8 protein-coding genes are annotated in these 6,244 nt (G+C 30.0%); all 8 read left to right on the top strand.

Translation table 11 applies throughout. The features are described from left to right. Positions 1 to 159: 159 nt before the first annotated feature. Complete coding sequence (locus CLCOS_RS02365; RefSeq protein ID WP_082853615.1) at positions 160 to 1,701, top strand: flagellar hook-length control protein FliK; 1,542 nt, start codon at positions 160 to 162, stop codon at positions 1,699 to 1,701. A gap of 27 nt (positions 1,702 to 1,728) precedes the next feature. After that, positions 1,729 to 2,457, top strand: a complete 729-nt coding sequence (locus CLCOS_RS02360; protein WP_063602221.1) for a flagellar hook capping FlgD N-terminal domain-containing protein — start codon at positions 1,729 to 1,731, stop codon at positions 2,455 to 2,457. Between the two features lie 18 nt (positions 2,458 to 2,475). Further along, the gene (locus CLCOS_RS02355; protein ID WP_063602220.1) at positions 2,476 to 2,880 is read left to right on the top strand and encodes a TIGR02530 family flagellar biosynthesis protein; all 405 of its coding nucleotides are present in this window, start codon (positions 2,476 to 2,478) and stop codon (positions 2,878 to 2,880) included. Positions 2,881 to 2,969: 89 nt separating this feature from the next. After that, on the top strand, positions 2,970 to 3,941 hold the full coding sequence (locus CLCOS_RS02350; protein ID WP_063602224.1) for a flagellar hook-basal body protein: 972 nt from the start codon (positions 2,970 to 2,972) through the stop codon (positions 3,939 to 3,941). 257 nt (positions 3,942 to 4,198) lie between these two features. After that, positions 4,199 to 4,393, top strand: coding sequence for a flagellar FlbD family protein (locus tag CLCOS_RS02345; protein ID WP_063602219.1), 195 nt, complete (start codon positions 4,199 to 4,201; stop codon positions 4,391 to 4,393). Between the two features lie 79 nt (positions 4,394 to 4,472). Beyond that, entirely contained in the window at positions 4,473 to 4,997 is a 525-nt protein-coding gene (locus CLCOS_RS02340) for a flagellar basal body-associated FliL family protein (protein ID WP_063602218.1), read from the top strand. A 36-nt stretch (positions 4,998 to 5,033) separates the two neighbouring features. Next, a complete protein-coding gene (locus CLCOS_RS02335; protein WP_013237698.1) occupies positions 5,034 to 5,438 on the top strand; it encodes a flagellar biosynthetic protein FliO in 405 nt (134 codons plus the stop codon). Next, entirely contained in the window at positions 5,435 to 6,235 is an 801-nt protein-coding gene (gene fliP, locus CLCOS_RS02330; protein ID WP_153042897.1) for a flagellar type III secretion system pore protein FliP, read from the top strand. The genes CLCOS_RS02335 and fliP overlap by 4 nt, the downstream gene beginning before the upstream one ends. Positions 6,236 to 6,244 lie beyond the last annotated feature (9 nt).

Here is a 6,244-nt window from a genome sequence, read left to right as displayed (position 1 = left end):
TTCTGAGGTATATGGTGATTTTGTTTCTTTACAATTCAATTTTACCATAAATCAGTGAGGAGTTATTTTATTTTACGACAAAAAATATCCCGCATTTATGCGGGTTACAGCGTTTCGCAAACGCCTAATAATTTTTTATTTTGAAAGGAGGTGAAATAAATGAACGTAAATGGATTAAATTTCATGTCTTCTATGAATGTACAGTCACCAAAAGTTCAATCAAGTTCTTCAAGTGAAAATAATGGCTTTGCTTCTTTTGTTAAATCCAACAGCAGTAATGATAACAATAAGGTTGATACTAAAGACACTACGTATAAAGCATCTAATGAATCTATAGATAAAAATAATAACGTAAGTGTGGATAAAAATACAACAAAGGTACAATCATCAAATTCCAATAGCGAAAATAAAAATGCTGTAGATAATGAACAAAATGATGATTCTAAAATTGAAACTTATTTAAGGAAAGCTGGATTTACAGATGAGGAGATAGCAGATATTAAACAGAAGATTAAAGATGGCAGTATAGATAAGAACAGTGTACTTTCACTTTTAAGTTTGCTATTTGGAAATAATCAGGGTATTCAAAGTAAATCCAATGATTTTCTAAATATGGTAACCAAAGAATTAAGCAGTGAAATTTCAAATGTTTCAACAAATGGAGATTCTCTACAATCTAGTTTAAATCAGGAAATATCTAAAAGTCTTAGTGATACTTCAAATAAAGATGTATCAGGTAACGTTAAAGATGTCTTAAATAAGACATTAGATAAGAAACTTGATTTCCTAGTGGATATTCTAAATAAATTTGATAAAAGTGGACAACTTACTCAAAAGCTTTCTAAAAAAATAGCAGATAATATTATGTCCAAGTTATCTAATGTTATGTCAAATTCATCTGGAAATGATATAAGTGATTTAAAATCTCAAATATACACTGAACTTTTACAAAAGTTAAATCCAAAACTAGCAGACAATTTAAATTCGGGAAAGAATGTATCAACAAATAATTTATTCCAAATTATAAGCCAAAATAGACAAATGATAGAGAATTTAGATACAACAGGTAGTTCTCTTCAAAATTCTTCAAATGGTAATAAAAATTCTACAGGTGGTAACAGTAAAAACACTGATATATTGAATAAAATACTAGGCAGTGATGGAGAAGATACTAAGGACAATAAAATTTCTAAAGCAGTTAACTTTATGACGCAATTTAATAACGTCAAGGGAGGAAATATACTTGTAAATGCTACTGATGCTCAAAGTCTTAATTTAAATAAAGCTACTTTTAATTCAGATATGATAAAAACACTTAAGTATATGGATTTAAATAATGTGAAACAGTTAACTGTTAAAATTAACCCTAGGGAATTGGGAGATATAACTATAAATCTTGTTATGGAAGAAGGAAAGATGAAAGCAGTTCTCACAGCTTCAAACAAAGATGCCTATAATCTCTTAAATTCAAATATGCAGGATTTGTCAAATAAGCTTCAGAATAATGACATAAAAGTCCAGAGCTTTTCATTGAACTTATATCATGAAGACACAACTTTCTTCAAAAATGGAGATAATGGAAGACAGAATCAAGATAATGAAAAAAGAAATAGAACTTTAACTGTAAATAGCATACAGGAGGAAGATGATCCAGAGAAAAATGACTATTACAGTGACAGCAACGTAAATATGCTGGCCTAGTTTTAAATTTAATAAAGGAGGAAAAAAATGGCTATTGATCCGGCATCAGGTACAGATAACAATAGTACCAATCAGAAAAGTTATTCTTATCCTATTTCTACCGATAATACTTCAAATAATACTTCAAATGGAACTAAAGTAGTTAAAAAGAATAATGACATAGATAAAAATATGTTTTTAAAAATACTATCTGCAGAGCTTGCAAATCAGGATCCAACTAGCAGTGATTCTCAAAGTTCAACTCAGTATATAAGTCAGCTGGCACAATTTTCATCTCTAGAACAGATGGCAAACTTAAATAGTTCAACTAAGATGGGGACTGCAAACTCACTTATGAATAAATATGTGACCTTTAGTGATACAGATGACCAGGGAAATAATGTAAGTGGACAGGTAGTTGGAGTTATTAAAGATGGAGATGATATAGAGCTTAATGTGCTTATGGGACAGGAAAAAGACAAAGATGGAAATATGGTTGATAAATATGAAAAGTTCAATATAGATGATGCAGAAAAGATTGTTGATTTAGGAGATACAACTAATTTCACTGTTAGTAGTAATATGTTGTTAAATGCAACTTCACTTATAGGAAAAAAGGTTAATTTAGATGATAAAGATTCCAGTGGAAATAATTACAGCGGGGTTGTACAATCAGTATCAAGACTATTTGGTGGAATAACAGTAAAAGTAAAACTTTCAGACGGAAGTACAAAGGATTTTGATTTTAAGGATGTTTCAGATGTAGAAAATTCATAGATAAGAAGGTGAATATCTATGGGCTATAGGGTTATTAATGGCAAGTTGTATTTTGCAGCAAATTTAAAAGCAGTATGTAACGAGAAAAATAGTATAAAAAATAATTTGAATGATTCTAAAAGTAAAATATCCTTTAAGGATACTTTAACTAGTGAAATTAATAAAGATTCAGGCTTTACTATATCAAATCATGCTGCAGAAAGGCTAAGAAGTAGAAATATAAACTTAAATGAAAATGATATGAAAAATATAAATTCTGCCATAAATAAGGCAGAAAATAAAGGATGTAGTGAATCTGCATTGCTTTATAAAAATTCAATATTTATTATATCTATAAAAAATAGAACAGTAATTACAGCACTGGATAAGAATTCAAATAGCGACAATGTATTTACTAACATAGATAGTTTAGTAATAGTATAAAAAGTGGCTGGACCCAAGTGGAAGCCATGTTCTGTGGAGTGAAAGAAGCAGAACAACAATACATTAATAAAAAAATTGGAGGAAAAAATATGTTACCATCATTATATACAGCAATTAGCGGACTTAGAGTAAATCAGCAAAAGTTAAATGTAACATCAGATAACATAGCAAATTCATCTACTACGGGTTTTAAATCTAAAAATATGATTTTTGAAGATATGCTGAGTCAAAATCTTTCTGATCCAAGTGCACCAGTAGATGGCGGTCTTGGAGGAATAAATGCGAGACAAAGTGGCCTTGGAGTTAAAGTAGCAGGGATAAATACGGATTTTACTGCAGGAAGTAGTCAAACTACAAATAGAAGTTTGGATTTTATGGCGAATAAGGGAGGAAGCTATTTTGTAGTTAGCCCTGACGGAGATGTCAGCAATGCTAATGGCGGCAATGCTAGTGATACTACTAGTAAAAGTTATTATTATACAAGAGATGGAGCTTTTACTTTAGATGAAGCAGGTAATCTTTTGACCCAAGATGGTTACCACGTTATGGGATATAATGTAGATGATAAAACTGGTGCAATTACAGATACTGCTTCTGGAACAGATACTAGTAATATTGTACCCCCCAAATGTCTTCAAATTGCTCAGTATTATACTAAGGATGGTGCAGTTGATACTGCTCCTGCAGATCAGACTACTGCGGATAATGAAAAGGTTACTTCTTGGTCTGTGGGGCCATCAACGGGAATTATAACTGTAAAAACTGCGCTTGGTTCACATCAGGTGGGACGAATAGCACTAGCTTCTTTTCAAAATGAAGGGGGTCTTGTAAAGGATGGAGGAAATTTGTATGAATCATCTCCAAACTCAGGTGATGCAGCTTATGGAACCCCTGGTACAAATTATGGTTCTCTTAATCAAGGAGCTCTTGAAATGTCAAATGTAGATTTAGCGCAACAATTTACAGATATGATAGTAGCTACCAGAGCTTTTCAAGCTAATGGAAAGATAATAACTACAGATGACACTATACTAGAGGATTTGGTTAATTTGAAGAGATAGACATAATTAAAGCTTAAAGTTCAAATATCAAAGTTTAAATAATGATTATCATTAATCTAGTATTTATTCTTTGTTATGTGATCTTTAGTAAAAGGTGATAGGTGACAAAGTTAGTGAAATATTGCCACCTATCACTAAAAAATTATTTTTTAGAATAAATATGACGTTTTTAACTCCTGCTAAATGAAAAAATTGTACATATGAACTCAAATTGGAATTATAATATAATATATAACAGTACATTTAGGAGGGTTTTTATGATAAAATTAACTGGACTCGACAATAAAGAATTTATTATAAATGCAGATACTATAGAAAAATTAGAGGCTATACCTGAAAGTTTAATAACTTTAACTAATGGCAAAAAATATTTAGTAAAAGAATCTAATGAGGAAATAGTAGAAAAAGTAATAAAATATAAAAGAAAAATATACACAGGAAATTTTGATTAATTAATAATTAATAGTTAATAATTAATAATTAATAATTATTAATTATTAACTATTAACTATTAAGTAAGGGGGATACACTATGGAAAATAAAGCAGAAAAAAAAGGTTCATCTAAAATTAAAATTATTGCTATAGGTATATTAATACTGGCAGTGGTAGCAGGAGGAGCCTTTTTTGGATATAATAATTTCATAAAAGACAAAAAAAGCACTGCTAAAAATACTGTACAACAGGTTAATACTCAGCAGATTGTAAGTAATGGACAAACTGCTGGAACAGTTGTAAATTCATTAGATCAGGTTGTATCTTCCCAAACTTTTCAACTTGATGAGGTTACAGTGAACTTGGCAGATGAAGGTGGAAATAGATATTTAAAGGTTGCAGTTTATCTGGGATTTAATGATAAAAAACTTACGTCTGAATTGACTGCAAAAAAACCAATTGTAACTGATGCAGTTATTGAAATTTTAAGAACAAAGAAAGCAGCAGATATAAGTGCTAAAAATATGAACAATATAAAATTGGAAATAATTCAAAAAATAAATCCTATGCTGGAAAAGGGACAGCTAAACAATGTATATTTCACAGACATTATAATTCAATAGTACTTTTATGAGTTTATCCTAAAAAGGAGAATATAAATGGATTTACAATTTATGTGGATGATTTTTAGAACAGTAATAGCTCTTCTATTTGTAATTTTTTTAATATATATTTCTGCAAAATATGGTGGAGAAAAACTTAAGAATGTTCAAAAGGGTAAATTTATAAGAATAATGGAAAGAGAGCAACTGTCAAAAGAAAATAGTTTACTTGTAGTAAAAATAGGAGAAAAAATGCATGTTGTATCTTCTGCATCAGGAAAAATTGAAATAATATATGAATTGAATGAAGAAGAAGTTTCGGAGTTCAAAAATAGAAGTACTATACCAGAATATAAAAATTTAAAAGATTTTTATACAAGATCAGGAATGGAGCAATTAGTTAAAAGAGCAAGTGGCAAGTTAACTTTAAAAAAACTTATAGATAAAAAGGAAGATAAATGATGAACAGAAGAGATAAAAAGATTTTTATAACTATTTCAATTTTAATATTTGTCATTCTTGTTTTCAAAGCACATAGTGTATATGCAGCTCCAGATGCATCACAGACGATGCCTATACCAAATATAAATGTATCTATGGATAATGCAGGTACTTCTACTCCACAGCAGTATGTACAAAATATAAAATTGCTTATATTTCTGACAGTTATAACATTGCTTCCATCTTTTGTAATGATGATGACGAGTTTTGTAAGAATTATAGTGGTATTTGGTTTTTTAAGAAGTGCTATGGGAACACAGCAGTCCCCCCCAAATTCAATTTTGATTGGACTTGCACTATTCATGACAATTTTTATTATGTATCCTGTTTATTCAAAAATGAATACAAATGCCATTGAGCCCTACATGCAAAATAAAATAACCCAGCAGCAGGCAATAGATGAAGGGGCTAAACCAATTAGGAGTTTCATGCTTAAGCAGACATATAAAAAGGATTTACAGTTATTCATAGACCAAGCTAAATTAAATTACAAGGTTACTGCAGATGGACAAAATGCACCACTCTATGTAGTAGTTCCGGCCTATATGATAAGTGAGCTTAAAACTGCCTTTGAAATAGGATTCTTAATTTATATACCGTTTATGGTAATAGATATGGTGGTATCAAGTGTACTTATGGCCATGGGAATGTTCATGCTCCCACCAACTATGATATCTCTGGCATTTAAACTACTTTTATTTGTAATGGTAGATGGATGGTATTTACTTGTAAAATCTTTAATTGTAAGTTTTTCATGAGGTGAATTG

Origin of the sequence: Clostridium coskatii (assembly GCF_001675205.1) — a bacterium.
Classification (GTDB): Bacteria; Bacillota; Clostridia; order Clostridiales; family Clostridiaceae; genus Clostridium_B; species Clostridium_B ljungdahlii.
This window is presented reverse-complemented; position numbering and strand designations above follow the sequence as displayed.